This window comes from Streptomyces sp. NPDC047061, assembly GCF_040643955.1.
GTDB lineage: Bacteria > Actinomycetota > Actinomycetes > Streptomycetales > Streptomycetaceae > Streptomyces.
On record NZ_JBEYVI010000033.1, the window covers coordinates 1 to 26,558 of the forward strand.

Below are 26,558 nucleotides of genomic sequence, written 5' to 3' on the forward strand. Positions count from 1 at the left end.
GCGGGGGGGCCCACACCTCACTTCCCCCCCCCCCCCCGGCGGCACGTTTCTGCTCAGTCGTTGTAAGGGTCAGGCCTCTTCGTGGGTGGCCACCGCGCGGCGGGCGTCCGCGTCCAGGACGCCCCAGCTGATCAGCTGCTCGGTGAGGACCGAGGGGGACTGGTCGTAGATGACGGCCAGTGTGCGCAGGTCGTCCTGGCGGATCGACAGCACCTTGCCGTTGTAGTCACCGCGCTGGGACTGGATCGTCGCCGCGTAGCGCTGGAGCGGGCCCGCCTTCTCGGCCGGCACGGTGGCCAGCCGCTCCAGGTCGAGGACCAGCTTCGGCGGGGGCTCGGCGGCACCGCCGGGGGTCGTGCCGGGCAGCAGCTCCTGCACCGGAACCCCGTAGAAATCCGCCAACTCTGCAAGGCGCTGTACGGTCACGGCACGGTCGCCGCGCTCGTACGAACCGACCACCACGGCCTTCCAGCGCCCCTGGGACTTCTCCTCGACACCGTGGAGGGAAAGGCCCTGCTGGGTGCGGATGGCCCGGAGCTTGGCCCCGAGCTGTTTGGCGTATTCGCTGGACATATGGCTCCCCGGACACTGTGTCGACGCGGCCGGCCTTGGTTCCTGCCGCGCGGCTGGTAACTCACTGTGAGGTTACGCAGCGTTACTCTGCTGCGTCAAGCCGAATGGTCCGCACCGACTCTTCCGTGGTAGCGATGACCGATTACGCCAGGGGGGTGATCAGGGGCCTCTCCGCCACCTGCTACCGTGGATGGCGCAAATCCGACGTCCTTTAAAGTCCGTCCCGTGAGGCGGAGAAGGGGGTCCGTTTCGTATGGACAAGCAGAACCAGCAGGAAAAGCCCGACACCGCGGTGCAGGCTTCCGACGCCCGGCCCGTTCTCGAGGGCCCGGACATCGCGCGGGTGCTGACCCGCATCGCCCACGAGATCGTCGAGCGCGCCAAGGGCGCCGACGACGTGGTGCTCCTCGGCATCCCGACCCGCGGCGTCTTCCTCGCCCAGCGGCTCGCGGCCAAGCTGGAGGAGATCACCGACCGCAAGACGCCCGTCGGTTCGCTCGACATCACCATGTACCGCGACGACCTGCGCATGCACCCGCCGCGGGCGCTGGCCCGCACCGAGATCCCCGGTGACGGCATCGACGGCAGACTGGTGGTCCTCGTCGACGACGTGCTCTTCTCCGGCCGCACCATCCGCGCAGCCCTCGACGCCCTGAACGACATCGGGCGCCCCCGCGCGGTCCAGCTCGCCGTCCTCGTCGACCGCGGCCACCGCGAACTGCCCATCCGCGCCGACTACGTCGGCAAGAACCTCCCCACGTCGTTGCGGGAGACGGTCAAGGTCCTGCTCGCCGAGGAGGACGGTCGCGACACCGTGCTGCTCGGCGCGAAGCCGGCCCAGTAGCGGACCGAGGGGCCCGCGCCGGTCCGGCGCGCCCCGGCCTGCCCGCAATCTCCCGATATGTGAACTGCCTTACGGAGCCTGACAGATGCAGCGTCATCTCATCTCGGCCGCCGATCTCACCCGCGACGACGCCGTCCTGATCCTCGACACCGCCGAGGAGATGGCCCGGGTCGCCGACCGGCCGATCAAGAAGCTGCCGACCCTGCGCGGCCGCACCGTCGTCAACCTCTTCTTCGAGGACTCGACCCGGACCCGGATCTCCTTCGAGGCCGCAGAGAAGCGCCTCTCCGCCGACGTCATCAACTTCACCGCCAAGGGGTCCAGCGTCTCCAAGGGCGAGTCCCTGAAGGACACCGCCCAGACCCTGGAGGCGATGGGCGTCGACGCCGTCGTCATCCGGCACGGCGCCTCCGGAGCGCCCTACCGCCTCGCCAACTCCGGCTGGATCGACGCCGCCGTCATCAACGCCGGCGACGGCACCCACCAGCACCCCACCCAGGCCCTCCTGGACGCCTTCACCATGCGCCGCCGCCTGGTCGGCCGGGACGCCGGGATAGGGCAGGACCTGGCCGGCAGGCGCATCACGATCGTCGGCGACGTCCTGCACAGCCGCGTCGCCCGCTCCAACGTGGACCTGCTGCACACCCTCGGCGCCGAGGTCACCCTGGTCGCCCCGCCCACCCTGGTGCCGGTCGGGGTCGAGCGGTGGCCGTGCGAGGTGTCGTACGACCTCGACGCCGTCCTGCCCAAGTCCGACGCCGTGATGATGCTCCGCGTGCAGCGCGAGCGCATGAACGCCGCCTTCTTCCCGACCGAGCGCGAGTACTCGCGGCGCTACGGCCTCGACGGCGAGCGCATGGCGAAGATGCCCGAGCACGCCATCGTGATGCACCCCGGCCCGATGGTCCGCGGCATGGAGATCACCGCCGAGGTGGCCGACTCGGAGCGCTGCACCGTAGTCGAGCAGGTCGCAAACGGAGTCTCCATCCGGATGGCGGTTCTGTACCTCCTGCTCGGCGGCAACGAACCCGCCGTCAGCCACGCCCGCACCACCGAGGAGAAGTAAGACCCATGAGCAAGATCCTTATCCGTGGTGCGAAGGTGCTCGGCGGTGAGCCGCAGGACGTACTGATCGACGGCGAGGTCGTCGAGGCGGTCGGCTCCGGGCTGTCCGCAGAGGGCGCGGACGTCGTCGAGGCTGCCGGAAAGGTGCTGTTGCCCGGCCTCGTCGACCTGCACACGCACCTGCGCGAGCCCGGCCGCGAGGACTCCGAGACCGTCCTCACCGGCACCCGCGCGGCGGCGAGCGGCGGCTACACGGCCGTGTTCGCCATGGCCAACACCTTCCCGGTCGCCGACACCGCCGGTGTCGTCGAGCAGGTCTACCGGCTCGGCCAGGAGCACGGCTACTGCGACGTCCAGCCGATCGGCGCCGTCACCGTCGGCCTGGAGGGCAGGAAGCTCGCCGAGCTGGGCGCCATGCACGAGTCCGCTGCCGGGGTCACCGTCTTCTCCGACGACGGCAAGTGCGTCGACGACGCCGTGATCATGCGCCGGGCCCTGGAGTACGTGAAGGCCTTCGGCGGGGTCGTCGCCCAGCACGCCCAGGAGCCGCGGCTGACCGAGGGCGCCCAGATGAACGAGGGCGTCGTATCGGCCGAGCTGGGGCTGGGCGGCTGGCCGGCGGTGGCCGAGGAGTCGATCATCGCGCGGGACGTGCTCCTCGCCGAGCACGTCGGCTCCCGCGTCCACATCTGCCACCTGTCCACCGCCGGGTCCGTCGAGATCGTGCGCTGGGCCAAGTCCCGGGGCATCGACGTCACCGCCGAGGTCACCCCGCACCACCTGCTCCTCACCGACGAGCTGGTGCGGTCGTACAACCCGGTCTACAAGGTCAACCCGCCGCTGCGCACCGAGCGCGACGTCATGGCCCTCCGTGAGGCGCTGGCCGACGGCACGATCGACATCGTCGCCACCGACCACGCCCCGCACCCGCACGAGGACAAGGACTGCGAGTGGGCCGCGGCCGCCATGGGGATGGTGGGCCTGGAGACCGCGTTGTCGGTGGTCCAGGAGACCATGGTGGACACGGGCCTGCTGACCTGGGCGGGTGTCGCGGACCGGATGTCCGTCAAGCCCGCGCGGATCGGACAGGCCGCCGGTCACGGCCGTCCCGTCTCGGCAGGTGAGCCCGCCAACCTCGTCCTCGTCGACACGGAATACCGTGGCGAGGTGGACCCCGCGGGCTTCGCCTCGCGCAGCCGCAACACCCCGTACGAGGGACGCGAGCTGCCGGGCCGTGTCACCCACACGTGGCTGCGGGGCAAGGCGACGCTCGTGGACGGGAAGCTGACGTGACACCTCTGATCCTGCTGGCCGACGAGAAGAAGTCGGCCGCGGTCACCGACTGGTCCGCCCGCATCGGCTGGCTGGTCGGCCTCGCCCTGTTCGTCGCGCTCGTCTACTGGCTGATGCGCGAGGGCTGGAAGTGGCGCGGCACCCTCCAGGGCGACCTCCCGGAGCTGCCCACCGCGCCGGACGACCCCGGCGAGGCCAGACTGACGATGAGCGGCCGCTACCACGGCTCCACCACCGCCGGGCAGTGGCTGGACCGCATCGTGGCGCGCGGCCTCGGCTCCCGCAGCCGGGCCGAGCTCACCCTGACCGACGCGGGCCTGGACGTCGTACGCCCCGGGGCGACCGACTTCTTCATCCCCGCCGACGCGCTCCGCGAGGCCCTGCTCGGCAAGGGCATCGCGGGCAAGGTCCTCACCGAGGGCGGACTCCTCGTGGTGACCTGGGCGCACGGCGACAAGCTGATCGACTCCGGTTTCCGCTCGGACCACGCGGCCGAGCACACCGAGTGGGTCCACGCCATCAACTCCATGATCAAGACACCCAGCACGGAAGGCGCCGAACGATGACGACCTCCACAAGGGGAGCCAGCAAGGTTCCCGCCGTACTCGTCCTGGAGGACGGCCGGATCTTCCGCGGCCGCGCCTACGGGGCCGTGGGGGAGACCTTCGGCGAGGCCGTGTTCTCCACCGGCATGACCGGCTACCAGGAGACCCTCACCGACCCCTCGTACGACCGCCAGATCGTGGTGGCCACCGCCCCGCAGATCGGCAACACGGGGTGGAACGACGAGGACGACGAGTCCAGCCGCATCTGGGTCTCCGGCTACGTCGTGCGCGACCCCGCGCGCGTGCCCTCCAACTGGCGCGCCAAGCGTTCGCTGGACGCGGTACTGGTGGCGCAGGGCGTGGTCGGCATCTCCGGGATCGACACCCGCGCCCTCACCCGCCACCTGCGCGAGCGCGGCTCGATGCGGGCCGGCGTCTTCTCCGGCGAGGCGATCACCACCGACGCCGAGCTCCTCGCGCGCGTGCAGGCCCAGCCGCACATGAAGGGCGCGAGCCTGTACGAGGAGGTCGCGACCAAGGAGGCGTACGTCGTCCCTGCGGTCGGCGAGAAGCGGTTCACCGTCGCCGCCGTCGACCTCGGCATCAAGGGCATGACCCCGCAGCGCATGGCCGAGCGCGGCATCGAGGTGCACGTACTGCCCGCCACCGCCACCGAGGACGACATCTATGCCGTCTCCCCGGACGGCGTGTTCTTCTCCAACGGCCCCGGCGACCCGGCCACGGCCGACGGCCCGGTGGCCCTGATGACCGCCGTCCTGGCCCGGAAGACCCCGCTCTTCGGCATCTGCTTCGGCAACCAGATCCTCGGCCGCGCGCTCGGCTTCGGCACCTACAAGCTGAAGTACGGGCACCGGGGTATCAACCAGCCGGTCCAGGACCGTACGACCGGCAAGGTCGAGGTCACCGCCCACAACCACGGCTTCGCCGTGGACGCGCCGCTCGACAAGGTCAGCGAGACGAGGTTCGGCCGCGTCGAGGTCTCGCACGTCTGCCTGAACGACGGCGTCGTGGAGGGGCTGCAGCTGCTCGACCAGCCGGCTTTCTCCGTCCAGTACCACCCCGAAGCGGCAGCCGGCCCGCACGACGCCGCCTACCTGTTCGACCGCTTCACGTCTTTGATGAGTACCGTCCTGATGGAGGGCCAGCGTGCCTAAGCGCACCGATATCCAGTCCGTCCTGGTCATCGGCTCCGGCCCGATCGTCATCGGCCAGGCCGCCGAGTTCGACTACTCCGGCACCCAGGCCTGCCGCGTCCTGCGCGCCGAGGGCCTCCGCGTCATCCTCGTCAACTCCAACCCGGCGACGATCATGACCGACCCGGAGATCGCCGACGCGACCTATGTCGAGCCGATCACGCCCGAGTTCGTCGAGAAGATCATCGCCAAGGAGCGCCCGGACGCGCTCCTGCCGACCCTGGGTGGTCAGACAGCCCTCAACACGGCCATCTCGCTGGACGAGAACGGTGTCCTCGCCAAGTACGGCGTCGAGCTGATCGGCGCCAACGTCCAGGCCATCAACAAGGGCGAGGACCGCGACCTCTTCAAGGAGGTCGTGGAGGAGGTCCGCCGCAAGATCGGCCACGGCGAGTCGGCCCGCTCCGTCATCTGCCACACCATGGACGAGGTGATCTCGGGCGTCGAGGAGCTCGGCGGCGGCTACCCGGTCGTCGTCCGCCCCTCCTTCACCATGGGCGGCGCCGGTTCCGGCTTCGCCCACGACGAGGAGGAGCTGCGCCGGATCGCCGGCCAGGGCCTCACGCTCTCCCCGACCACCGAGGTGCTCCTGGAGGAGTCCATCCTCGGCTGGAAGGAGTACGAGCTGGAGCTGATGCGCGACAAGCACGACAACGTCGTGGTCGTCTGCTCCATCGAGAACTTCGACCCCATGGGCGTGCACACCGGCGACTCGATCACGGTGGCGCCCGCGATGACGCTGACCGACCGCGAGTACCAGATCCTCCGCGACATCGGCATCGCCGTGATCCGCGAGGTCGGCGTCGACACGGGCGGCTGCAACATCCAGTTCGCGGTCAACCCCGAGGACGGCCGGGTCATCGTCATCGAGATGAACCCGCGCGTGTCGCGTTCCTCGGCACTCGCCTCCAAGGCGACCGGCTTCCCGATCGCGAAGATCGCTGCCAAGCTGGCCGTCGGCTACACCCTCGATGAAATCCCCAACGACATCACGCAGGAGACCCCGGCCTCCTTCGAGCCCACGCTCGACTACGTGGTCGTCAAGGCCCCGCGCTTCGCGTTCGAGAAGTTCCCGTCCGCCGACTCCACGCTGACCACCACCATGAAGTCGGTCGGCGAGGCGATGGCCATCGGCCGCAACTTCCCCGAGGCCTTCCAGAAGGCGCTGCGCTCGCTGGAGAAGAAGGGCAGCCAGTTCACCTTCGTCGGCGAGCCCGGCGACAGGGAGACCCTGCTGCGCGAGGCGGTACGGCCCACCGACGGCCGGATCAACACCGTCATGCAGGCCATCCGCGCGGGTGCCACGCCCGAGGAGGTCTTCGAGTACACGAAGATCGACCCGTGGTTCGTCGACCAGCTCTTCCTGATCAAGGAGATCGCCGACGAGCTGGCCGAGGCGCCGGAGCTGAGCGCCGAGCTGATCGCGGACGCCAAGCGGCACGGCTTCTCCGACCAGCAGATCGCCGAGATCCGCGGCCTGCGCGAGGACGTCGTCCGCGAGGTCCGGCACGCGCTGGGCGTGCGCCCGATCTACAAGACGGTCGACACCTGCGCCGCCGAGTTCGCCGCGAAGACGCCGTACTTCTACTCCTCCTACGACGAGGAGACCGAGGTCGCGCCGCGCGAGAAGCCGGCCGTCATCATCCTGGGCTCCGGTCCCAACCGCATCGGCCAGGGCATCGAGTTCGACTACTCGTGCGTGCACGCGTCCTTCGCGCTGAGCGACGCGGGCTACGAGACGGTGATGGTCAACTGCAACCCGGAGACCGTCTCCACCGACTACGACACCTCCGACCGGCTCTACTTCGAGCCGCTGACGCTGGAGGACGTGCTGGAGATCGTGCACGCCGAGCAGCAGGCCGGTCCGGTCGCCGGTGTGATAGTGCAGCTGGGCGGCCAGACCCCGCTGGGCCTGTCGCAGGCGCTGAAGGACAACGGCGTGCCGATCGTCGGCACCTCGCCGGAAGCCATCCACGCGGCCGAGGACCGGGGCGCCTTCGGGCGGGTCCTGGCCGAGGCGGGCCTGCCGGCGCCCAAGCACGGCACGGCGACCACCTTCGCCGAGGCCAAGGCCATCGCCGACGAGATCGGCTACCCGGTGCTCGTCCGGCCGTCGTACGTGCTCGGCGGCCGCGGCATGGAGATCGTCTACGACGAGACCCGCCTCGCCACCTACATCGCCGAGTCGACCGAGATCAGCCCCTCCCGGCCGGTGCTCGTCGACCGGTTCCTGGACGACGCGATCGAGATCGACGTCGACGCGCTGTACGACGGCGAGGAGCTGTACCTCGGCGGCGTCATGGAGCACATCGAGGAAGCCGGCATCCACTCCGGCGACTCGGCCTGCGCGCTGCCCCCGATCACGCTGGGCGGATTCGACATCAAGCGGCTGCGGGCCTCCACGGAGGCCATCGCGAAGGGTGTCGGCGTCCGCGGCCTGATCAACATCCAGTTCGCGATGGCCGGGGACATCCTCTACGTGCTGGAGGCCAACCCGCGCGCGTCCCGTACGGTCCCCTTCACCTCGAAGGCGACCGCGGTGCCGCTGGCCAAGGCCGCCGCCCGGATCTCGCTGGGCGCGACCGTCGCCGAGCTGCGCGCCGAGGGGCTGCTGCCGGCCCGCGGTGACGGCGGCGAGCTGCCCTTCGACGCGCCGATCTCCGTGAAGGAGGCGGTCATGCCGTGGTCGCGGTTCCGGGACATCCACGGACGCGGCGTGGACACCGTCCTCGGCCCGGAGATGCGCTCCACGGGCGAGGTCATGGGCATCGACTCCGTCTTCGGCACGGCGTACGCCAAGTCGCAGGCCGGGGCGTACGGGCCGCTGCCCACCAAGGGCCGCGCGTTCATCTCCGTCGCCAACCGCGACAAGCGGTCGATGATCTTCCCGGCGCGTGAGCTGGTCGCGCACGGCTTCGAACTGCTGGCCACCTCCGGCACGGCCGAGGTCCTCAAGCGCAACGGCATCAACGCGACCGTCGTGCGCAAGCAGTCGGAGGGTGTCGGCCCCAACGGTGAGAAGACGATCGTGCAGCTCGTCCACGACGGCGAGGTGGACCTCATCGTCAACACGCCGTACGGCACCGGGGGTCGCCTGGACGGGTACGAGATCCGGACGGCCGCGGTGGCGCGGTCGGTGCCGTGTCTGACGACCGTGCAGGCGCTGGCGGCGGCCGTGCAGGGGATCGACGCGCTGAACCACGGGGACGTGGGGGTGCGGTCGCTGCAGGAGCATGCGGAGAGGTTGACTGCGGCGCGGGATTAAAAGGTCGTAGTGAGGCTGCGGGCCGGTTGTGGCTGGTCGCGCCCACGCGGCGGAGCCGCAAATTGATACAGCCCCGCGCCCCTTTGGGGCGCTCCACTGAGGGGGGACTCCGGAGACGGCGTCCCCCTTCCGTATGAGGACAGTCGATGTACAAGATCTTCTTCCAGCTCGTCTTCCGGCGGATGGACCCCGAAGCCGCCCACCACCTGGCCTTTCGGTGGATCCGGCTCGCTGTCCGCATCCCCGTGCTGCGCACGTTCGTCGCGGCCGCCCTCGCTCCCCGCTACAAGGAGCTGCGTACCGAGGCGTTCGGGCTGCGGATGCACGGGCCGTTCGGGCTGGCCGCGGGGTTCGACAAGAACGCCGTCGCGATCGACGGGATGTCGATGCTCGGGTTCGACCACGTCGAGATCGGGACCGTGACCGGAGAGGCGCAGCCGGGCAATCCGAAGAAGCGGCTGTTCCGGCTGGTCGCGGACCGGGCGCTCATCAACCGCATGGGCTTCAACAACGACGGTTCGCTGGCCGTCGCCGCGCGGCTCGCCACCCGTGAGGCCGTCTTCAGGACCGTCGTCGGCGTCAACATCGGCAAGACCAAGGCCGTACCGGAGGCCGAGGCCGTCGGCGACTACGTGAAGTCCGCCGAGCGGCTCGCGCCGTACGCCGACTACCTGGTCGTGAACGTGTCGTCGCCGAACACGCCCGGGCTGCGCAACCTGCAGGCCGTCGATCACCTCCGGCCACTGCTGACGGCCGTGCGCGAGGCCGCCGACCGCGTGGCGGCGAACCGCCGGGTGCCGCTGCTGGTGAAGATCGCGCCCGACCTCGCCGACGAGGACGTCGACGCCGTCGCCGACCTGGCCGTGGAGCTGGGGCTGGACGGGATCATCGCCACCAACACCACCGTCGCGCGGGAGGGGTTGGGGCTGCGCTCCGATCCCGCCCTGGTGAAGGAGACCGGCGGGCTCTCCGGGGCGCCGCTCAAGGCGCGCTCCCTGGAGGTGCTGCGGCGGCTGTACGCGCGCGTGGGCGACCGGATCACCCTGGTGGGCGTCGGCGGCATCGAGAACGCCGAGGACGCCTGGCAGCGCATCCTGGCCGGTGCCACGCTGGTCCAGGGCTACAGCGCCTTCATCTACGAGGGCCCCTTCTGGGGCCGTGCCGTCCACAAGGGCCTCGCGGTGCGCCTGCGCACCAGCCCGTACGCCACTCTCGCCGACGCCGTCGGCGCCGATGTGAGGAAGACCGTATGAGCCCGTTGGAGCCCTTCGGCGCGCGGCTGCGCGGTGTGATGGACGAGCGCGGTCCGCTGTGCGTCGGTATCGACCCGCATGCCTCGCTGCTCTCCGAGTGGGGGCTGAACGACGACGTCGCGGGGCTGGAGCGGTTCAGCCGTACCGTCGTCGAGGCGGTGGCCGACCGGGTCGCCGTGATGAAGCCGCAGAGCGCCTTCTTCGAGCGGTTCGGCTCGCGCGGAATCGCTGTGCTGGAGCGGGTGGTGCAGGAGGCGCGGGCGGCCGGGACGCTGGTCGTGATGGACGCCAAGCGCGGCGACATCGGCTCGACCATGGCCGGGTACGCGGAGGCCTACCTGCACAAGGACGCCCCGCTGTTCTCGGACGCGCTGACCGTCTCGCCGTACCTCGGCTACGGCTCGCTCAGCCCGGCCGTCGCGCTGGCCAGGGAGAGTGGGGCCGGCCTGTTCGTGCTGGCGCTCACCTCCAACCCGGAGGGCCCCGAGGTGCAGCACGCGGTGCGCGCCGACGGTCGTACGGTCGGCGCCACCGTGCTGGCCCACCTGGCCGCCGAGAACGCGGGGGAGGAGCCGCTGGGATCCTTCGGCGCCGTCGTCGGTGCCACGGTCGGCGACCTGTCCTCGTACGACCTCGACATCAACGGTCCGCTCCTCGCGCCGGGCGTCGGTGCGCAGGGGGCGACGGCGGCCGACCTTCCCGCAGTCTTCGGGGCGGCGGTGCGCAACGTGGTTCCAAACGTGAGCCGAGGTGTTTTGCGTCACGGTCCCGACGTCGGGGCCCTGCGGGCGGCCGCGGAGCGGTTCGCGGGTGAGATCCGGGATGTCGTCGCAGGTCGGTGAGGACTCGGAGGAGTGCCGCGGCGGGCGCTTCGGCGCCTGCCCGAACGTGAATACATCCTCAAATCCTGGGCAGTATGTCTGAAATGTCTGGCCTGGCGGAGGCTGACCAGGACTTTTCCGCTGTTCTCGCTGACTCCGGCGGACTTGCCCGCTAGTCTCCGAGCAGAGTCAACGGGCAAGCGTGTTGCTCGTGGCTCCCCAGGTGTGGGGCGACTAGGTTCCTCACCGGTCCGTATCCGACAGTTCGACATCCGAGGTGACGTAGGCGTGGCTCTTCCGCCCCTTACCCCTGAACAGCGCGCAGCCGCGCTCGAAAAGGCCGCCGCGGCTCGCCGGGAGCGGGCCGAGGTCAAGAATCGACTGAAGCACTCCGGCGCCTCTCTTCACGAGGTCATCAAGCAGGGCCAGGAAAACGACGTCATCGGCAAGATGAAGGTCTCCGCCCTGCTCGAGTCCCTGCCGGGCGTGGGCAAGGTCCGCGCCAAGCAGATCATGGAGCGACTCGGGATCTCCGAGAGCCGCCGCGTGCGTGGCCTCGGGTCCAACCAGATCGCCTCCCTGGAGCGCGAGTTCGGCAGCACCGGCTCCTGATCACCGGGCCGTCCGGGACAGCCGTCCCGGGCGGCTCGCGATTGCTGGAATAATCGCTGCATGGCTGCAACATTCCGGGGGACGACCCCCGAGCCCCCGGACGTACGTCCGCGGCTGACCGTGCTCTCCGGCCCCTCCGGGGTCGGCAAGAGCACGGTCGTCGCCCATATGCGCAAGGAACACCCCGAGGTCTGGCTCTCGGTGTCGGCGACCACCCGCAGGCCCCGCCCGGGCGAGAAGCACGGAGTCCACTACTTCTTCGTCTCCGACGAGGAGATGGACAAGCTGATCGCCAACGGCGAGCTCCTGGAGTGGGCCGAATTCGCCGGCAACCGCTACGGCACCCCGCGTGCCGCGGTCCTCGAACACCTCGAGTCCGGTGTGCCGGTCCTCCTGGAGATCGACCTCCAGGGCGCCCGGCAGGTCCGCGAGACCATGCCGGACGGCCGGCTGGTGTTCCTGGCTCCGCCCTCCTGGGAGGAGCTGGTGCGCAGACTCACCGGACGCGGCACCGAGGCGCCCGAGGTGATCGAGCGCCGGCTGGACGCGGCCAAGATCGAGCTCGCGGCCGAGCCGGAGTTCGACGAGACACTGGTCAACACCTCCGTCGAGGACGTGGCGCGCGAGCTGCTAGCCTTGATGGACGTTGTGTGATCGTTGCTGATCATTCAGACTGAATCTTTCCCATCCATCGGAAGGCAGAGCGTGTCCTCTTCCATCACCGCGCCCGAGGGCATCATCAACCCTCCGATCGACGAGCTCCTCGAGGCCACCGACTCGAAGTACAGCCTCGTGATCTACGCGGCCAAGCGTGCCCGCCAGATCAACGCGTACTACTCGCAGCTCGGCGAGGGCCTCCTCGAGTACGTCGGTCCGCTCGTCGACACCCACGTCCACGAGAAGCCGCTCTCCATCGCCCTGCGCGAGATCAACGCGGGTCTGCTGACCTCCGAGGCCATCGAAGGCCCGGCGCAGTAGTACTTTCGTATTGCAGTTGACTTATCCACAGGCCCGGCAGCCCGACTGCCGGGCCTGTGGTGTGTGATGGAGACGTGCGCCGGAGCCGGTGCGGGAGCCAAGTGCGGGGAGTGACGTGGACAAGCCGAGGGTCGTGCTGGGGGTCAGTGGCGGCATCGCCGCCTACAAGGCCTGTGAGCTGCTGAGAAGGTTCACCGAGTCGGGCCATGACGTCCGGGTCGTGCCCACCGCCTCCGCGCTGCACTTCGTCGGCGCCGCCACCTGGTCCGCCCTCTCCGGCAACCCCGTCTCCACCGAGGTCTGGGACCACGTCGAGGAGGTCCCGCACGTCCGCATCGGCCAGCACGCCGACCTGGTCGTCGTCGCCCCCGCCACCGCCGACATGCTCGCCAAGGCCGCTCACGGCCTCGCCGACGACCTGCTCACCAACACCCTCCTCACGGCCCGCTGCCCGGTCGTCTTCGCCCCCGCGATGCACACCGAGATGTGGGAGCACCCGGCCACCCAGGAGAACGTGGCCACGCTGCGCCGCCGCGGCGCCGTCGTGGTCGAACCGGCGGTCGGCCGCCTCACCGGCGTCGACACCGGCAAGGGCCGGCTGCCCGACCCGGGGGAGATCTTCGAGGTCTGCCGTCGCGTCCTCGCGAGAGGAGTGGCGGAGCCCGACCTGGCCGGCCGGCACGTCGTCGTCTCCGCCGGCGGCACCCGGGAGCCCCTCGACCCCGTCCGCTTCCTCGGTAACCGCTCCTCCGGCAAGCAGGGCTACGCCCTCGCCCGCACGGCCGCCGCCCGGGGGGCCAGGGTGACGCTGGTCGCCGCGAACACCACAGGGCTGCCGGACCCGACCGGTGTGGACGTCGTCCCGGTCGGTACGGCCGTACAGCTGCGCGAGGCGGTGCTCAAGGCGGCCGCCGACGCCGACGCCGTGGTGATGGCTGCCGCCGTGGCCGACTTCCGCCCCGCGGTCTACGCGGCCGGGAAGATCAAGAAGAAGGACGGCCAGGATCCCGAACCGATCGTCCTGGTGCGGAATCCGGACATCCTCGCGGAGATCTCGGCCGACCGGGCGCGGACCGGACAGGTGATCGTCGGCTTCGCCGCCGAGACCGACGACGTCCTCGCCAACGGCCGGACCAAGCTCGCACGCAAGGGCTGCGACCTGCTCGTGGTGAACGAGGTGGGCGAGCGCAAGACCTTCGGCTCCGAGGAGAACGAGGCCGTGGTGCTCGGCGCCGACGGCAGTGAGACGCCCGTGCCGCACGGGCCGAAGGAGGCTCTCGCCGACACCGTGTGGGATCTGGTGGCGACCCGTTTGGGTTGACTTATTTCAGCCATATGTCAACTTTCCCGGGTGTGACATTACGGTGCAGTGACTCTGGCCAAGGCCGCCGACCATTGGGCAGAATGCCCGTGCCGCAGGTCACAGCACTCCCGAGTGTCGAGACAGGTGGGCCGGCGGCGGAGTGCGACCGATAAACTGTTCTCGGACGATGCCCGGGTGCAGCCCCCGTGTTGTCCGCCAATGATCAGCCAGCAGCCGCTGCAACCCCAGGGAGCGTTGTGTCCCGTCGCCTGTTCACCTCGGAGTCCGTGACCGAGGGTCACCCAGACAAGATCGCTGACCAGATCAGCGACACCATTCTCGACGCGCTTCTGCGCGAGGACCCGACCTCCCGGGTCGCCGTCGAGACGCTGATCACCACCGGCCTGGTGCACGTGGCCGGCGAGGTCACGACCAAGACGTACGCGGACATCGCGACGCTGGTCCGCAACAAGATCCTCGAGATCGGTTACGACTCCTCGAAGAAGGGCTTCGACGGAGCCTCCTGTGGCGTCTCGGTCTCGATCGGCGCACAGTCCCCGGACATCGCCCAGGGCGTGGACACGGCGTACGAGAACCGTGTCGAGGGCGACGAGGACGAGCTCGACAAGCAGGGCGCGGGCGACCAGGGCCTGATGTTCGGCTACGCGACGGACGAGACGCCGACGCTGATGCCGCTCCCGATCTTCCTGGCGCACCGCCTCTCCAAGCGCCTCTCCGAGGTCCGCAAGAACGGCACCATCCCCTACCTGCGCCCCGACGGCAAGACGCAGGTCACCATCGAGTACGACGGCGACAAGGCCGTCCGCCTCGACACGGTCGTGGTCTCCAGCCAGCACGCCTCGGACATCGACCTGGAGTCGCTGCTCGCGCCCGACATCCGCGAGTTCGTCGTGGAGCCGGAGCTGAAGGCGCTGCTGGACGACGGCATCAAGCTCGACACCGAGAACTACCGTCTGCTGGTCAACCCGACCGGCCGCTTCGAGATCGGCGGCCCGATGGGCGACGCCGGCCTGACCGGCCGCAAGATCATCATCGACACCTACGGCGGCATGGCCCGCCACGGTGGCGGTGCGTTCTCCGGCAAGGACCCGTCCAAGGTCGACCGCTCGGCCGCCTACGCCATGCGCTGGGTCGCGAAGAACGTGGTCGCCGCCGGTCTGGCGTCCCGCTGCGAGGTCCAGGTCGCGTACGCGATCGGCAAGGCCGAGCCCGTCGGTCTCTTCGTGGAGACCTTCGGCACCGCCAAGGTGGACGCCGAGAAGATCGAGAAGGCGATCGACGAGGTCTTCGACCTGCGTCCGGCCGCCATCATCCGCGACCTCGACCTGCTCCGCCCGATCTACTCGCAGACCGCCGCGTACGGTCACTTCGGCCGCGAGCTCCCCGACTTCACCTGGGAGCGCACGGACCGCGTGGACGCCCTGCGCAAGGCCGCGGGCCTGTAACCCCCGAGCCGTCTCGGCGAAGGCCCGGCTTCCCTTCGGGGGAGCCGGGCCTTCGGCGCGTCATGGGGACGGTTCGTCGTACGGAAGGTTCGGCGGCGCCGGTTGTCAGTGGCGTTTGGTAAGAATGCAAGGGTGAGCAGCGAGAACGGGCAGGGGGGCGAGGGCGCCGCGGGGGCGCCGCCGGAGCAGCTCGCGCTCATCCGGGAGAGCGTGCGGGGGGCCAAGGTGCCCCGGGCCAAACCGCGGACCTGGCGGGGGGCCGTGCTGGCCGAGCGGTTGCCGGTCGCGCGGGTGCTCGTGGACAAGGGTGTGCTCCACCTCGACCGCTACTTCGACTACGCCGTCCCCGCCGAGCTGGACGCCGAAGCACAGCCGGGGGTGCGGGTGCGGGTGCGGTTCGGGGCCGGGCGGCACCGGGTGCGGGACGGGCGCCGGGAGGGCGGGGGGCTGATCGACGGGTTCCTGGTGGAGCGGCTCGCCGAGTCCGACTACGCGGGGCCGCTGGCCGCGCTGGCCCAGGTGGTGTCGCCCGAGCCGGTGCTGAGCGAGGAGCTGCTGCGGCTCGCACGGGCGGTCGCCGACCGGTACGCGGGGAGCCTCGCCGATGTGCTGCAGCTGGCGGTGCCGCCGCGCAGCGCACGGGCCGAGAAGCGGCCGTCGCCCGAGCCGCTGGCGGCCCCGCCCGCGCCCGACGCCGGTTCCTGGGCGCGGTACGAGCGCGGAGCCGCCTTCGTCGAGTCGCTGGCCTCGGGCGGCGCACCGCGTGCGGTGTGGAACGCCCTGCCGGGACCGGAGTGGAGCGCCGAACTGGCCCGGGCCGTCGCCGCCACGCTCGCCTCGGGACGCGGCGCGCTCGTCGTCGTACCGGACGGGCGGGCCGCCGCACGGGTCGATGCCGCGCTGACCGATGTGCTGGGCGCGGGACGGCATGCGCTGCTCACGGCCGATGCCGGGCCCGAGAAGCGGTACGCGCAGTGGCTCGCCGTCAGCCGAGGCTCGGTGCGGGCGGTCGTGGGGACGCGGGCGGCCATGTTCGCGCCGGTCCGGGATCTCGGGCTCGTCGCGATCTGGGACGACGGGGACGACAGCCACAGCGAACAGCACGCCCCGCAGCCGCATGCGCGGGATGTGCTGCTGTTGCGGGCGGCCCTGGACAAGTGCGGGTTTCTGCTCGGGAGTTGGAGCTGCACGGTGGAGGCCGCGCAACTCGTGGAGAACGGCTGGGCGCGGCCCCTGGTGGCGGGACGGGAGCAGGTACGGCGGGCGGCGCCGCTGGTGCGGACGGTCGGCGACGGGGACCTGGCGCGGGACGAGGCCGCGCGGGCCGCGCGGTTGCCGACGCTCGCCTGGCAGGCCGTCCGGGACGGGCTGCGGCACGGGCCGGTGCTGGTGCAGGTGCCCCGACGGGGGTATGTGCCGCGGATGGCCTGCGCCCAGTGCCGGGCGCCGGCGCGCTGCCGGCACTGTGCCGGTCCGTTGGAGGCGCAGGATGCCGGGGCACTGGGGTGCGGGTGGTGCGGGCGAACGGAGAGCGACTGGCACTGCCCCGAGTGCGGCGGCTTCCGGCTCCGCGCCCAGGTGGTCGGGGCCCGGCGGACCGCCGAGGAGCTGGGGCGGGCCTTTCCCGCCGTACCCGTACGTACCTCGGGGCGCGAGCAGGTGCTGGACACCGTGCCGGGGACACCCGCACTGGTCGTGAGCACCCCGGGCGCGGAGCCGGTCGCCGAGGGCGGCTACGCGGCGGCCCTGCTGCTGGACGGCTGGGCCATGCTGGGGCGGCCGGATCTGCGGGCCGGTGAGGACGCGCTGCGCCGGTGGATCGCGGCCGGGGCGCTGGTGCGGCCCCAGGGAGACGGCGGGACCGTGGTCGTCGTCGCGGAGCCGACACTGCGGCCCGTGCAGGCGCTGGTGCGGTGGGATCCCGTCGGGCACGCGGTACGGGAGCTGGCCGAGCGGGCGGAGCTGGGATTTCCGCCGGTCTCGCGGATGGCGGCGGTCTCGGGGACGGCGGAGGCGCTCGCCGAGTTCCTCGGTACGGCCGAACTGCCTGCGGACGCCGAGGTGTTGGGGCCGGTTCCAGTGCCCGTGGTGCGGGCCGGGGCGCCTCGACGGGCGGGTGCGCCGCCGCCGGGGGAGCACTGGGAGCGGGCGCTGGTCCGGGTGCCGCCGGGAAGTGGGGCGGCGCTCGCCGCCGCGCTGAAGTCGGCTCAGGCGGCCCGGATGGCGCGGGGGACCGGAGGCGGGGGCGGGGAGGCGGTTCGGGTGCGGATCGATCCGCCGGACATCGGGTGACCGGCAGACGGCTGCCCTCCCGGATGCTTGCCGGGAGGACAGGGGCGGGCGGGTCGGCCCTTCGGGTCAGCCGTGGTGTCGGTCGGCCGCTGGGTGCGTCAGCCGTTGCGCGGGCCGGGGAAGGCTGTCGGCCTGGCCTCGTCGCGGAGGGTGGGGCTGCCGGCGGTCGGCTGGGTCGGCATGGAGCGGGCGGCGGGGACCGTCGGCATGATGGGCAGGCTGCCGCCCACGTTGATCGTGCGGGTGCCCGACGGTTCCGTGGACCGCTCGGGCTCGGCCGTGGCGGTGGCCGTGGCCGTGGCCGTTGTCTGGGTGGCGGCGCGACGGGCGCCGTAACGGCGGTGCACCGCCTGCTTGGTGACTCCGAGGGCGGAGCCCACCGCGTCCCACGAGAAGCCGAGTGAACGGTCGAAGTCCACGGCGGCCGTGACCAGGGTCTCGACACTGTCCCGGAGTTCCTGGGCGAGACGGACCGTCGGGGCGGGGGCGCGTCCGTAGACGACGAAGCCCGTGGACGGGCCGGAGCGGCGCGGGCGGTAGACGTTGCCCAACTGGGCGGTGAGCGTGCGTAGTGCGTCCACCTGTCGGCGGACCCGCTCGATGTCCCGCACCAGCAAGTGCAGGCTGGCCCGGGCCTGGGCGTCGTGGGTTGCGTGGTCGGCCATGAACAAGCCTCTCGAACCGGCGTTGAAAGGAATGGGCCGCGTCTGCGGCCCGTTGTGGTCAACTCTCTCTTGACCAACGCGTGGGCGCTCCGCTGGTCACGGTGTGGGGGCGTATGGGCATATGCGTACGCCGTGCGGCGGGGTTCGCGCCACCGGGGAGTTCTCCCACCCGCGCACCGCCCGTCCCAGTCGGCAGAGAGGTCGGGCGACCTGCGGGGGTGCTCGCCGTCGGCGGCCGACCGAGCATGCGGTGTGGCTTGTTGGCTTCGTCGCTTGCTGTGGGTGGTGGGCCGTCGGACCTTCGCCGTAGGTACTTGGCTTTGCCGTTCGCGGTGGGCGGTCGGGGTTGCCGTTCGCCTTCGTCGGTGGGCGGTCGCGGTTGCCGTTCGTCTTCGTCGGTGGCCGGTGCCTGCCCCTGTCGGCGTTCGTGGTCTGTGGGGCCGTGGGGTGTCAGGCTGCGGGGTTGTGGTCTGGGGGTGGTGGTTGATCGGGGCGGCATAGACTTGTGCGTTGCCCGTGTTGATGTCGTTCGAGAGGGTCGCAGTCGCCCATGAAGCTTGTCTTCGCCGGTACTCCCGAAGTCGCCGTTCCCGCTCTGGACGCTCTCATCTCCTCGGGGCGGCACGAGGTGGCCGCGGTGGTCACCCGGCCCGACGCACCGGCCGGGCGGGGGCGCAGGCTGGTCGCTTCGCCTGTGGCCGAGCGGGCGATGGAGGCCGGGATCGAGGTGCTGAGGCCGCTCAAGCCGCGCGATCCGGAGTTCCTGGAGCGGCTGAGGGAGATCGGGCCGGACTGCTGTCCGGTGGTCGCGTACGGCGCACTGCTGCCGCGGGTCGCGCTGGACGTGCCGGCCCACGGGTGGGTCAACCTGCACTTCTCGCTGCTTCCCGCCTGGCGCGGGGCGGCTCCCGTGCAGCACTCCATCATGGGCGGCGACGAGATCACGGGCGCTTCCACGTTCCTCATCGAGGAAGGGCTCGACTCCGGGCCCGTCTACGGGACCGTCACCGAGGAGATCCGGCCCACCGACACCAGCGGTGACCTGCTGACCCGCCTCGCGTTCGCCGGGTCCGGGCTGCTCGCCGCGACCATGGACGGCATCGAGGACGGCACGCTCAAGGCCGTACCGCAGCCGGGGGAGGGCATCACCCTCGCGCCGAAGATCACCGTCGAGGACGCGAAGGTGGAATGGTCGGCGCCGGCGTTGCGGGTCGACCGGGTGGTGCGGGGGTGCACTCCGGCCCCTGGCGCCTGGACCACCTTCCGTGGTGAGCGGCTCAAGCTCATCCAGGTCACGCCGGTGCCCGAGCGGACCGACCTCGCCCCGGCCCAGATCGCCGTGGGGAAGAACAGCGTGCACGTGGGGACGGGGTCGTACGCCGTGGAACTGCTCTGGGTGCAGGCCCAGGGCAAGAAGCCGATGCGGGCCGCCGACTGGGCGCGCGGCGTGCGCATCGGCACCGGGGAGTCCCTCGGCGCCTGAGCGCCGTCTCCCAGCAGCGGCTTTCCGGCGTGCGCGGCGTACGCTGGGAGTCGCCTCATCCCCATACCCGGAGCACCTTTTTCGTGAGCGAGCAGTCCCGGCGGCCGCGCAGGCCAGCCAAGCCCTACCGTCGTCCCCAGAAGGACCCCGTCCGCATCCTCGCCTTCGAGGCGCTGCGCGCCGTGGACGAGCGGGACGCGTACGCCAACCTCGTGCTGCCACCGCTGCTGCGCAAGGCCCGGGAGAAGGGCGACTTCGACGGGCGGGACGCCGCGCTCGCCACCGAGCTGGTGTACGGGACGCTGCGCCGGCAGGGGACGTACGACGCGATCATCGCCGAGTGCGTCGACCGGCCGCTGCGCGAGGTCGACCCGCCGGTGCTGGACGTGCTCAGTCTGGGTGTCCATCAGCTGCTCGGGACGCGGATTCCCAGCCACGCCGCCGTCTCCGCCTCCGTCGAGCTGGCCCGGGTGGTGCTGGGCGACGGGCGGGCCAAGTTCGTCAACGCCGTGCTCCGCAAGGTCACGCAGGACGATCTCGACGGCTGGATCGCGCGGGTCGCGCCGTCCTACGAGGAGGACCCCGAGGACCACCTGGCCGTGGTGCACTCGCATCCGCGGTGGGTCGTCTCCGCGCTCTGGGACTCCCTGGGGGGTGGACGCGCGGGGATCGAGAAACTGCTGGCCGCCGACAACGAGCGGCCCGAGGTGACGCTGGTCGCCCGGCCCGGGCGGGCCACCACCGAGGAACTCCTCGGGGAGGAGGCCGCCGAACGGGGGCGCTGGTCGCCGTACGCCGTGCGGCTCACCGAGGGCGGGGAGCCCGGCGCCATCACGGCCGTGCAGGAGGGCCGGGCCGGTGTACAGGACGAGGGCAGCCAGCTGGTCGCCCTCGCGCTCGCCAACGTGCCGGTCGAGGGCCCGGACGAGAAGTGGCTGGACGGCTGTGCCGGCCCCGGTGGCAAGGCCGCGCTGCTCGCCGCGCTCGCCGCCGAGCGGGGGGCCGTGCTGCTCGCCTCCGAGAAGCAGCCGCACCGGGCCGGGCTGGTGGCGAAGGCGTTGCACGGCAACCCGGGGCCGTACCAGGTCATCGCCGCCGACGGCACCCGGCCGCCGTGGCTCCCCGGCACCTTCGACCGGGTCCTGATGGACGTCCCCTGCACGGGGCTGGGCGCGCTGCGCCGCCGCCCGGAGGCGCGGTGGCGCCGCCGTCCCGAGGACCTCGACAACTTCGCTCCGCTGCAGCGTGCGCTGTTGCGTACCGCGATCGACTCGGTGCGGGTGGGCGGGGTGGTCGGGTACGCGACCTGTTCGCCGCATCTGGCGGAGACGCGGGCGGTGGTGCAGGACGTGCTGAAGCAGCGGCCGGAGACGGAACTGGTGGATGCGCGTCCGCTGCTGCCGGGGGTGCCGGAGCTGGGGGAGGGGCCGGATGTGCAGCTGTGGCCGCATGTGCACGGCACGGACGCGATGTATCTGGCGTTGATCCGGAGGACTGGCTGAGGTGGGGGGTGGGGACGCTTACCGGCGCTGGCAGGGTGCCTCCCCCAGCCTTCGGCCGGGGGGACCCCCAGCGCCCACCCGTGCCGCCCTGCGGCACGCCTGCCCGCAGCTATGTAGGGCACTGCTGGGCAGCGCCCCCTTCAGGGGCGCGGGGAACTGCGCGAGCAACCCCCCACTCACCCGCACCGGACCCATGACCGCGACCACCCCCGAACCCCGTTCGGCCCACCCCGTCAGGGCATGGCACGCTTGGGGCATGGCCGTGCAGATCAACCCCAGCATCCTGTCCGCCGACTTCGCCCGCCTCGCGGACGAGGCGAAGGCGGTCGAAGGCGCCGACTGGCTCCACGTCGACGTCATGGACAACCACTTCGTCCCGAACCTCACGCTCGGCGTGCCGGTCGTAGAGTCCCTGGCCCGTGCTATGGACACCCCGCTGGACTGCCACCTGATGATCGAGGCCCCTGATCGGTGGGCGCCGCAGTACGTCGAAGCGGGTGCCTCCTCCGTCACCTTCCACGTGGAGGCGGCCGCCGCGCCCGTGCGGCTCGCGCGGGAGATCCGGGCGAAGGGCGCCCGGGCCTCCATGGCGCTCAAGCCCGCCACGCCCATCGAGCCGTACGAGGACCTGCTCCCCGAGCTGGACATGCTGCTGATCATGACGGTCGAGCCGGGCTTCGGCGGCCAGGCGTTCCTCGACATCATGCTGCCGAAGATCCGCCGCACCCGGGAGTTGATCAGCAAGCACGGACTGGAGCTGTGGCTGCAGGTCGACGGTGGAGTTTCCGCGTCGACGATCGAGCGGTGCGCGGACGCCGGAGCCGACGTTTTTGTGGCAGGTTCAGCGGTGTACGGGGCAAACGACCCGGCAGCGGCGGTACGTGCACTACGCACCCAGGCGGAGGCGGCCATCGCCCAGGCGTCGTGGGCGTGCGACCACTGAGGTACGGGAACGTGAACGGCTCCGATCAGGGCTGATCAAGTGCGCCGGATCTGCAAGGATGAACGGCGTATCCAGAGTGTGAACAGCAGTGAGGAGATGGCCGTGTCGGGTATGTCGGCGGGCCGGTCAGCCGTGCGGATGGGACCCGCAGAGCTGGTGCAGGCGGCGGCCATGGCCCGCCGCTTCTACCTCGAGGGCAAGTCCAAGATCCAGATCGCTGAGGAGTTCGGCGTCAGCCGCTTCAAGGTGGCCCGGGTACTGGAGACTGCCCTCGAAAGGGATCTCGTACGCATCGAGATCCGCGTGCCGGCCGAACTGGACGCCGAGCGCTCGGACGCGCTCCGCGCCCGCTACGGCCTGCGGCATGCCGTGGTGGTCGAGTCCCCGGCCGAGGCGGAGGAGACCCCGGACCCCGAGAACCTCGGCGAGGTCGCCGCGGACCTGCTCGGCGAGCTCGTGAACGAGGGGGATGTGCTCGGCCTCGCCTGGGGCCGGTCCACCATCCACATGGCGGCCGCGCTCGACCGGCTGCCGCCCTGCACGGTGGTGCAGCTGACGGGCGTGTACGACGCGGGGACCTCCGAGCGCGGCTCGGTCGAGGCCGTCCGGCGCGCCGCCCAGGTGTCGGGCGGCGACGCCCACCCGATCTACGCGCCGATGCTGCTGCCCGACGCGGCCACCGCGGCCGCGCTGCGCAACCAGACCGGGATCGCCCGGGCCTTCGAGTACTTCGACAAGGTCACGGTCGCCTGTGTCTCCATCGGCTCCTGGGAGTCCGGCATCTCCACGGTGCACGACATGCTCAGCGACGAGGAGCGGGCGCACTACGCCACGCTCGGTGTCGCCGCCGAGATGGCCGCGCATCTTTTCGACGCCGACGGCCGCCGGGTGGGACGGGACCTGGGGGAACGTTGCATCACGGTCAAGGCCGACCAGTTGCGCCGTATCCCCGAGGTCGTCGCGATCGCGGGCGGGCAGCGCAAGGCGGCCGCGATCGACGCGGTGCTGCGGTCGGGGCTGGTCACCAGCCTCGTCACCGACACCTCGGCAGCCGACTACCTGATGACGGCCGGGACCACCCCCAAGCCCGCGCTGAACCGCGCGGACCCGGACGGTCCCTGACCGGGCTGCCGGGATCATGGCATCGCCGCGGCAGCCGTTCTGACAACGCTGCCGCGGCGGGTCGGGTCGCCCCCCATAGAGCCTTCTCGTAAGCGAGAAGTTGGTGACGAGCCGGAGCGGGGAGAGGTGGTGCGGCCCTCAGGAGCGGGGCTGCAGTGCCGCGTCGACGAGGATGGCGGCCGCTTCCCGGGCGACCGCGCCCACCGACGGGTCGCGGTCCATCCGTGCGGACACCCCGCCCCCGTCGTACAGCAGGTGCAGCCGGCGGGCGAGTGCCTCGGGGTCCGGGGCGCCCGCGTCCCGGGCGAGGCCGGTGAACAGGGCCCGGACCCAGGCCCGGTAGGCGTCGGAGGCCTCCTCGATGGCGCTGCCGTGCTTGGCCTCCGCACTGGCCGCGACGAAGGCGCACCCGTGGTAGTCCTGCTCGGTGAAGAGTTCGGCCTGGGCGTCGAAGACCGCCAGCAGCCGGTCCCGCGGGTTGTCGGCGCCGTTCACACCGCGCAGCAGCCGCTCGGTCAGCTTGGCGTGCCGGGAGTCGAGGTAGGCCCGGATGAGCTGTTCCTTGCCGCCGAAGGTGTTGTACAGCGAGGCCTTGGCGACCCCGGCGTGCTCGATGATCCGGTCGATCCCGACCGTCTGCACGCCCTCCGCGTAGAACAGCTCGTTCGCCGCCGAGAGCAGCCGCTCCCGTGCGGTGGGGGCCTTGGCAGCGGTCGACGTCTTCGTCATGCCACTCACCTTCCCGTCCCTTCCAGATTTCGAGTCCATGGCTGATCCATGGCTGACCAGACCGGTCTACTCAGTCATCGTGCCTGTGTGAGGCTCTCGGGCTGCTCAGTCCGGACCGGCACCGCCTGCGGGCCGCCGGACGCCACCTTCACGCCGGGCCCGCTCTGCGGCCTGCCGTGCCGCACCAGCAGGGCGGAGAGGGCCAGCAGCGCCAGGGCGATGATCACCGCGCCGTACTCCTCGGAGGTCGGGACGAGCCCGCCCCCGTGCACCACCAGTGCGCCGGCGGCGACCGAGGGGCCGCCCATGCCGAGGTAGGCGACGACGAACAGCAGGGACAGCACACCGGAGCTCTCGTGGGGCTTCGTCAGCGGCAGCACGGTGCGGATGCCGCCCTGGAAGCCGCTGCCGAAGCCGACACCGGCGACGGCCGTGCCGACGAAGAACAGCGCCGGTGCGCTCAGGTCCACGGCGACCAGGGTCAGGGCCACTCCGGCGACGAGCGCGCCGATGCCGGTGTACATCACGGTCGTGGCCTGTGCCTTGCGCAGGGCGAGGATCGAACCGGCTGAGACGAACGCGAGGACGAAGAGGCCGAGGCCGCCGTAGACGGCGGAGGTGGAGCCGACCAGGGTGCGGACCAGGGCGGGGCCCAGGGAGCCGTAGAACCCGGCGAGTGCCCAGACGGCGAAGACGACGGGTGCGGCGGCCAGGACCGCGCCGCGGACCGTGCGCGGCAGCCTGATCTCGGGCACCAGGCTGGCCAGGGCGCCCGGCTGCCTGGTGACGGTCTCGTCGGTCAGGGCGACGGCGACCGCCTGGGCCACGAACACGGCCAGCAGGCCGAGGTAGATCGCGTGGGTCGGGGCGGGCAGGTACTGCACGACGAAGCCGCTGAGCAGAGAGCCCGTCGCGGTGCCGAGGCCGGGGGCGAAGGCGTTCGCCAGGGTGCCGCGGGAGCGGTCGAGGTCCATCATCGCGGCGCCGACCGCGCCGAGGGCGGCGCCGGTGGACAGGCCCTGGACGACGCGGGCCAGGAGCAGTTCGCCGACGCCTCCGGCGGTGGTGAACAGCAGCATCGCGGCGGCCTGGGCGGCGATCGCGGCGATCAGGACCGGGCGGCGGCCGACGTGGTCGGACAGCTTGCCGAGGACCAGGAGGCCGGAGAGGACGGCGATCGCGTAGACGCCGAAGACGACTGTGGTGGTGATCGGGGTGAACCCCCACTCGGCCTGGTAGGTCGCGTAGAGCGGGGTGGGCGCGCTGGAGGCGGCCAGGAAGGAGACGACGACGGAGGCGAGCAGGTAGAACGCGGCGCGCGGCGGGATCGGCCGGTGAGACGCCTTGGTGCGCTCGGTGCGCTCGATGCGTTCGTGCGGTGCGAGGTGGTTCATCGGAGAGCCTTCGCGGGGACGGGGCCGAAGAGCGTCGGTTCGGAGGTCCTTGTTGAGTAGACCGGTCTGTCTACCTGGCCTGGTCAACCGAATAGACAGGTCTGTCTATTCCGCCGGGCGAAGGATTCCTCGGAAATTTCCCCGTGTCGCGGCCGCGCTCAGGCGGCGTCGCCGGTCGCACGGAACGCACGCCGGTACGCGGTGGGCGTGGTGCCGACGGCGTCCCGGAAGCGGGCGCGGAGGTTGGTGCCGCTGCCCAGACCGCTGCGGGCGGCGATCTGCTCGATGCTCAGGGTGGTGACTTCCAGGAGCTCGCGGGCGTGGCCGACGCGGGCGGTGAGCAGCCACTGGTGCGGGGAGACCCCGGTCTCCTGCCGCCACATGCGGACCAGGGTGCGCGGGGAGACCCGGGCGTGCCGGGCGAGGACGTCGAGCGGGAGCGCCTCGTCGAGGTGGCGCAGGGCCCAGTCACGGGTGCCGGCAAGGGTGTGGGCGGTGGCGGCGGGCAGCGACCGGTCGATGAACTGGCCCTGGCCGCCGTCCCGGTGCGGAGCGGCGACCAGTTCCCGGGCGATCTCGTTGGCGACGGCCGCGCCGAGGTCCTTGCGGACCAGGTAGAGGCACAGGTCGATGCCGGCGGTCACCCCGGCGGAGGTGAGGAGGCGGCCGTCGTCGATGTAGAGGACGTTGCGGTCGACGCGCAGGCGTGGGTGGAGGCGTTCGAGGTCGTCGGCGCTGGCCCAGTGGGTGGTCACCGTACGGCCGTCGAGGAGACCGGCGGCCGCGAGGGCGAAGGCGCCGGTGCAGATGGAGGCGATCCGGGCGCCGCGGCCGAAGGCGCGCCGCAGGGCCGCGGTGACCTCGGGTGCGGGCGGCCGTCGGTAGCCGTCGTATCCCGGCACGATGATCGTGTCCGCGCGGGCGAGCGCGGACAGTCCGGCCGTCGTGCCGACCGTGAACCCGGTGCTGGTGGTGACACTGCCGCGGGTCGCGCCGCAGACCGTCAGCCGGTACGGGGTGCTGGGCCGCGGATTGAAGATCTGCGTGGGGATGCCCAGGTCGATGGGGAGCACACCGGGCAGCGCCAGGACCGCGACACGATGAGGGACCATGGCTCGAATACTACGACCGCAACAAAGCGGCCTTAGGTGCACCGCGCCGGATCGTGTCGGTTCCGGGCTGTCCCGAAAGTTGCG

23 protein-coding genes are annotated in these 26,558 nt (G+C 71.4%); 18 read left to right on the forward strand and 5 right to left on the reverse strand.

The features are described from left to right. Positions 1-69 precede the first annotated feature (69 nt). Complete coding sequence (gene bldD / locus ABZ887_RS35750) at positions 70-573, reverse strand: transcriptional regulator BldD (RefSeq protein ID WP_014671524.1); 504 nt, start codon at positions 571-573, stop codon at positions 70-72. A gap of 253 nt (positions 574-826) precedes the next feature. Here bldD and pyrR point away from each other — a divergent pair, with 253 nt between their 5' ends. The 14 genes from pyrR (at position 827) to ABZ887_RS35820 (ending at position 17,524) form a co-directional block, all read left to right on the forward strand. Then, positions 827-1,417 carry a bifunctional pyr operon transcriptional regulator/uracil phosphoribosyltransferase PyrR gene (pyrR, locus tag ABZ887_RS35755; protein ID WP_361298971.1) on the forward strand — a complete coding sequence of 197 codons (591 nt, stop codon included), beginning with the start codon at positions 827-829 and terminating at the stop codon, positions 1,415-1,417. An 85-nt stretch (positions 1,418-1,502) separates the two neighbouring features. Then, positions 1,503-2,483, forward strand: coding sequence for an aspartate carbamoyltransferase catalytic subunit (locus ABZ887_RS35760; protein ID WP_361298974.1), 981 nt, complete (start codon positions 1,503-1,505; stop codon positions 2,481-2,483). A gap of 5 nt (positions 2,484-2,488) precedes the next feature. Further along, on the forward strand, positions 2,489-3,775 hold the full coding sequence (locus tag ABZ887_RS35765) for a dihydroorotase (protein ID WP_361298977.1): 1,287 nt from the start codon (positions 2,489-2,491) through the stop codon (positions 3,773-3,775). Next, positions 3,772-4,341, forward strand: coding sequence for a hypothetical protein (locus ABZ887_RS35770; RefSeq protein ID WP_361298980.1), 570 nt, complete (start codon positions 3,772-3,774; stop codon positions 4,339-4,341). Before ABZ887_RS35765 ends, ABZ887_RS35770 begins: the two co-directional genes overlap by 4 nt. Next, positions 4,338-5,495, forward strand: coding sequence for a glutamine-hydrolyzing carbamoyl-phosphate synthase small subunit (gene carA / locus ABZ887_RS35775; protein WP_361298983.1), 1,158 nt, complete (start codon positions 4,338-4,340; stop codon positions 5,493-5,495). Before ABZ887_RS35770 ends, carA begins: the two co-directional genes overlap by 4 nt. After that, on the forward strand, positions 5,488-8,799 hold the full coding sequence (gene carB / locus ABZ887_RS35780) for a carbamoyl-phosphate synthase large subunit (protein ID WP_361298986.1): 3,312 nt from the start codon (positions 5,488-5,490) through the stop codon (positions 8,797-8,799). Before carA ends, carB begins: the two co-directional genes overlap by 8 nt. 146 nt (positions 8,800-8,945) lie before the next feature. Beyond that, complete coding sequence (locus tag ABZ887_RS35785; protein WP_361298989.1) at positions 8,946-10,052, forward strand: quinone-dependent dihydroorotate dehydrogenase; 1,107 nt, start codon at positions 8,946-8,948, stop codon at positions 10,050-10,052. After that, positions 10,049-10,894 carry an orotidine-5'-phosphate decarboxylase gene (pyrF, locus tag ABZ887_RS35790; protein WP_361298992.1) on the forward strand — a complete coding sequence of 282 codons (846 nt, stop codon included), beginning with the start codon at positions 10,049-10,051 and terminating at the stop codon, positions 10,892-10,894. The genes ABZ887_RS35785 and pyrF overlap by 4 nt, the downstream gene beginning before the upstream one ends. A gap of 267 nt (positions 10,895-11,161) precedes the next feature. Then, positions 11,162-11,485, forward strand: coding sequence for an integration host factor (locus ABZ887_RS35795; protein WP_003977346.1), 324 nt, complete (start codon positions 11,162-11,164; stop codon positions 11,483-11,485). A 60-nt stretch (positions 11,486-11,545) separates the two neighbouring features. Then, positions 11,546-12,139 (forward strand): guanylate kinase, encoded by a 594-nt coding sequence (gene gmk, locus ABZ887_RS35800; RefSeq protein ID WP_361298995.1) that lies wholly within the window; start codon positions 11,546-11,548, stop codon positions 12,137-12,139. A gap of 51 nt (positions 12,140-12,190) precedes the next feature. Beyond that, positions 12,191-12,463, forward strand: a complete 273-nt coding sequence (gene rpoZ, locus ABZ887_RS35805) for a DNA-directed RNA polymerase subunit omega (RefSeq protein ID WP_005319902.1) — start codon at positions 12,191-12,193, stop codon at positions 12,461-12,463. Between the two features lie 115 nt (positions 12,464-12,578). Beyond that, on the forward strand, positions 12,579-13,784 hold the full coding sequence (coaBC, locus tag ABZ887_RS35810; protein WP_361298998.1) for a bifunctional phosphopantothenoylcysteine decarboxylase/phosphopantothenate--cysteine ligase CoaBC: 1,206 nt from the start codon (positions 12,579-12,581) through the stop codon (positions 13,782-13,784). A 239-nt stretch (positions 13,785-14,023) separates the two neighbouring features. Further along, a complete protein-coding gene (metK, locus tag ABZ887_RS35815; protein ID WP_361299001.1) occupies positions 14,024-15,232 on the forward strand; it encodes a methionine adenosyltransferase in 1,209 nt (402 codons plus the stop codon). Positions 15,233-15,364: 132 nt separating this feature from the next. After that, positions 15,365-17,524 carry a primosomal protein N' gene (locus tag ABZ887_RS35820; protein WP_361299004.1) on the forward strand — a complete coding sequence of 720 codons (2,160 nt, stop codon included), beginning with the start codon at positions 15,365-15,367 and terminating at the stop codon, positions 17,522-17,524. Between the two features lie 98 nt (positions 17,525-17,622). On the opposite strand, the gene ABZ887_RS35825 is transcribed toward ABZ887_RS35820, so the two are convergent. Further along, positions 17,623-18,189, reverse strand: coding sequence for a hypothetical protein (locus ABZ887_RS35825; protein ID WP_361299006.1), 567 nt, complete (start codon positions 18,187-18,189; stop codon positions 17,623-17,625). A 550-nt stretch (positions 18,190-18,739) separates the two neighbouring features. Between ABZ887_RS35825 and fmt the strand changes: the two genes are divergently transcribed. The 4 genes from fmt (at position 18,740) to ABZ887_RS35845 (ending at position 23,239) form a co-directional block, all read left to right on the forward strand. Continuing rightward, positions 18,740-19,672: a methionyl-tRNA formyltransferase gene (gene fmt, locus ABZ887_RS35830; RefSeq protein ID WP_361299009.1), complete on the forward strand. Its 933-nt coding sequence runs from the start codon at positions 18,740-18,742 to the stop codon at positions 19,670-19,672. An 83-nt stretch (positions 19,673-19,755) separates the two neighbouring features. Next, a complete protein-coding gene (locus tag ABZ887_RS35835) occupies positions 19,756-21,174 on the forward strand; it encodes a transcription antitermination factor NusB (RefSeq protein WP_361299012.1) in 1,419 nt (472 codons plus the stop codon). A 256-nt stretch (positions 21,175-21,430) separates the two neighbouring features. Continuing rightward, on the forward strand, positions 21,431-22,117 hold the full coding sequence (rpe, locus tag ABZ887_RS35840) for a ribulose-phosphate 3-epimerase (protein WP_361299014.1): 687 nt from the start codon (positions 21,431-21,433) through the stop codon (positions 22,115-22,117). Between the two features lie 78 nt (positions 22,118-22,195). Then, positions 22,196-23,239: a sugar-binding domain-containing protein gene (locus ABZ887_RS35845; protein WP_361299017.1), complete on the forward strand. Its 1,044-nt coding sequence runs from the start codon at positions 22,196-22,198 to the stop codon at positions 23,237-23,239. Between the two features lie 138 nt (positions 23,240-23,377). Here ABZ887_RS35845 and ABZ887_RS35850 read toward each other — a convergent pair whose 3' ends face one another. From ABZ887_RS35850 to ABZ887_RS35860, 3 genes are all read right to left on the reverse strand, one after another. Next, the gene (locus tag ABZ887_RS35850; RefSeq protein ID WP_361299020.1) at positions 23,378-23,968 is read right to left on the reverse strand and encodes a TetR/AcrR family transcriptional regulator; all 591 of its coding nucleotides are present in this window, start codon (positions 23,966-23,968) and stop codon (positions 23,378-23,380) included. A 74-nt stretch (positions 23,969-24,042) separates the two neighbouring features. Continuing rightward, positions 24,043-25,362, reverse strand: a complete 1,320-nt coding sequence (locus ABZ887_RS35855) for an MFS transporter (RefSeq protein ID WP_361299023.1) — start codon at positions 25,360-25,362, stop codon at positions 24,043-24,045. A gap of 158 nt (positions 25,363-25,520) precedes the next feature. After that, positions 25,521-26,474, reverse strand: a complete 954-nt coding sequence (locus ABZ887_RS35860; protein ID WP_361299026.1) for a DJ-1/PfpI family protein — start codon at positions 26,472-26,474, stop codon at positions 25,521-25,523. Between the last annotated feature and the right edge of the window lie 84 nt (positions 26,475-26,558).